Source organism: Thermovirga sp., assembly GCA_012523215.1.
Lineage (GTDB): Bacteria > Synergistota > Synergistia > Synergistales > Thermovirgaceae > 58-81.
Map to the genome: position 1 here is coordinate 1 of JAAYIZ010000099.1, position 2,814 is coordinate 2,814.

Consider the following 2,814-nt stretch of genomic DNA (forward strand, 5'->3'; position numbering starts at 1 on the left):
CCCCGTGAAGGACTTGAGCACATAGGCCATCGTCCAGCCGCCGATGACCCCGTAGTATGAGAGAATGACGAAACCGGCGACGACCCCCATCCAACCGACGATGGGCCACATCCCGCCCTTGATTTTCTGGAAGGACCCGACTGCGTTGAGTTGCGCGTTGCGGCCGATGGCCATTTCAGCGAGCATAACGGAGAAGCCGATGACAAATACAAGAGCCACGTAGATCAGCACAAAGGCCGCTCCCCCGTGCAGGCCCGTAATGTAAGGGAAACGCCAGATGTTTCCCAACCCTACGGCCGAACCAGCGCAGGCAAGAATGTAGCCCCACCGGGTACCCCACTGTTCACGTTGCGTCTCGTTGCTCATGCTATCCCTCCTCTTGAAACTATGCTTGAACCACTACAACACTCACTTCGCCATGAAACACTCTTATCGCCCTTTACGCGCAGACACCTCCTCCACTTTACTTGATAAACCTGATGGAATTATAAAGCCGACCGTTTTTTTTGGCAATCGCCGACGCGATGTGTTTAAAACCTCCAAGCCCGGTAGTTGCAGCGCATTATACAACAAGCAACAAGCCAGTCAATGGGAAAGCTGCAGAGCGACGGGGTTACCGCCACCGTCGGTAGATCTCGGGCCTCATTGAAGAGGCCACCTTGTGCTCGCTCCTGGCGGATTCAACCCTGGACAGATCGAGAACCACTCTCTCGAATCGAGGCGTGTCATCGAGGTGAAGAATTATGTCTCCAAAGGGATCGATCACAAGGCTCTGGCCGCCGAAGGTGGAGTTTTTACCCCGATCGCACCGGTTGACGCCGACTACGAAGACCTGGTTTTCTATGGCCCTGGAAATGAGAAGGGCCCTCCAGAGACGTGTGTACTCGGCTTTCCAAGCCCCCGGTATGAATAGGATCTTTGCTCCTTTTGATGAAAGGCTCCGCGGCAATTCGGGGAACTCCACGTCGAAGCTTATCAAGATGCCGCAGGGGAGTCCGCCCATGTAAAAATAACCGGGCGAAAAACCTGGTGAGAGGATTTTGGGTTCATCGAGACCGGGGTAGAGGTGGATCTTGTCGTAGCGACAGGAAATCTCTCCCTCGGGAGAGAAGACAAGACACCTGTTCCGGGGCCCTCTTTCCGTCGATAGTGCCATACTTCCGGCAATTATCCAAGTCTCATTTAGGCAGGCCGCTTTGGCGATGGACTCCACCAGGGGACTGTCTTCGGTGATGAGCACCTGGGGTCCGACCAGGGGGTAGGCCACGTTCCAAAGTTCCGGCAGGACCAACACTTCACACCCGGACCGGGCACCGCTCCTGATCTGCTCCAGCACATACCTCGCGTTCCTGGACGCATCTTCTCGGATCACCTCGAGTTGGAGGATGCCGACCCCTATCTGTTCCATGCTTTACCCCCTTGATGCTAGGCTAACCTTTCGGGCGCGTACGGACAAGTTCAATGATAAACTTAAACGATCCCCGTAGGGAACAATACCTCAGGATGAGGAGCGCGATGACGATGTGCCTGGCTATCCCGCACAGGATAATCGCTTTAAAAAGTCCAAACAGGGCCTTGGCCCTGGCGGGTTCGGTGGAAGTCGAGATAAGGACCGACCTTGTCCCCGATATCGGGGAGGGTGATATGGTGCTTGTTCACGCAGGTTTCGCGATCGAGAAGCTTTTCGCGGAGGAAAGCGAAGAACTTGAAAAACTTTGGGAGGAGATCCGGGAACTTGCAGGCCCCTAGACCGAAGGATCCCAGAAAGCGCATGGAACTTCTTTCAAAAGCACTGGGTGAGCTGACCGATAGGCCGATCAAAGTGATGGAGGTCTGCGGCACCCATACCGTGTCAATTTTTCGGCAGGGGTTGAGAGCTTTGTTTCCGCCCAACGTCGCCCTCGTGTCTGGACCCGGATGCCCGGTGTGCGTCACGTCCCAGGGAGAGATCGACGCCGCCCTGTCCTTGGCGGGGCGTGCTAATACCACCGTGGCGACCTACGGAGACATGCTTAGGGTTCCGGGAACCGAGACGACCCTGGCCGAAGAGAGAACCCGCGGCGCTGACGTGAGGGTAGTCACATCGGCTGACCAGGCCCTTTCGCTGGCCATGGACGACAGGACCCGTACCGTGGTTTTCCTAGCGGTCGGGTTCGAGACGACCGCCCCGGCCACGGCCTCGGTGGTTCTCGACGCCTGCCGGGAAGACTTGGACAATTTCATGATCCTCGACCTGCATAAATCAGTGCCGCCGGCCCTGGAGACGCTGGCCTCCGACCCCGAAGTAAAACTCGAGGCGTTTCTACTTCCCGGCCACGTCAGTGTCATAACGGGACTTGAGCCCTATCGTTTTCTGCCCGAACAGTACGGCATTGCCTGCGCTGTGGCGGGTTTCGAAGCGGAGGAAATAATGGCGGCCCTCGTCGAGGTGGCGCGGCAAATCCGCGAAAAAAGACCGAGGGTTGCATCTCTTTACAGCCGGGCGGTAAGACCCCAGGGTAATGCGACAGCCAGGAACGTTATGGATAAAGTATTTGCCCTGGATGACGCACCCTGGAGAGGCCTGGGTATAATACCCTCCTCGGGTTATTCTCTTAGGGAAGAGTTCGCTCGCTTCGACGCCCTCGAAAGGCTGGGCTTGACCATAAAAGAAGCCCCTCCCCCGGCAGGCTGCATGTGCGGTGAGGTACTCAGAGGATTGATCGATCCTCCCACCTGCGCGCTCTTTGGAAGAGCATGCACCCCCGCGCACCCCATCGGTCCCTGCATGGTCTCGACGGAAGGAAGCTGCGCCGCCTATTATCGTTTCCGACA

The 2,814-nt window shown here is 56.9% G+C and carries 4 protein-coding genes; 2 read left to right on the top strand and 2 right to left on the bottom strand.

Features of this window, described 5'->3' with window-relative positions; translation table 11 throughout:
* Both GX108_02815 and GX108_02820 read right to left on the bottom strand, forming a co-directional pair.
* The coding region (locus GX108_02815) for a sodium-dependent transporter (protein NLO55977.1) at positions 1 to 366 on the bottom strand (366 nt) is incomplete at its 3' end.
* Positions 367 to 613: 247 nt separating this feature from the next.
* Positions 614 to 1,408, bottom strand: coding sequence for a hypothetical protein (locus tag GX108_02820; GenBank protein ID NLO55978.1), 795 nt, complete (start codon positions 1,406 to 1,408; stop codon positions 614 to 616).
* Between the two features lie 113 nt (positions 1,409 to 1,521).
* Between GX108_02820 and GX108_02825 the strand changes: the two genes are divergently transcribed.
* Positions 1,522 to 1,749 (top strand): HypC/HybG/HupF family hydrogenase formation chaperone, encoded by a 228-nt coding sequence (locus tag GX108_02825; GenBank protein NLO55979.1) that lies wholly within the window; start codon positions 1,522 to 1,524, stop codon positions 1,747 to 1,749.
* 22 nt (positions 1,750 to 1,771) lie between these two features.
* Positions 1,772 to 2,814: hydrogenase formation protein HypD (hypD, locus tag GX108_02830; GenBank protein NLO55980.1), on the top strand; the 1,043-nt coding region annotated here is incomplete at its 3' end.

Excerpts from the sequence above, each read along its gene's own strand:
- GX108_02825 (NLO55979.1), top strand. The coding sequence starts at position 1,522 with ATGTGCCTGGCTATCCCGCACAGGATAATCGCTTTAAAAAGTCCAAAC.
- GX108_02820 (NLO55978.1), bottom strand. The coding sequence starts at position 1,408 with ATGGAACAGATAGGGGTCGGCATCCTCCAACTCGAGGTGATCCGAGAA.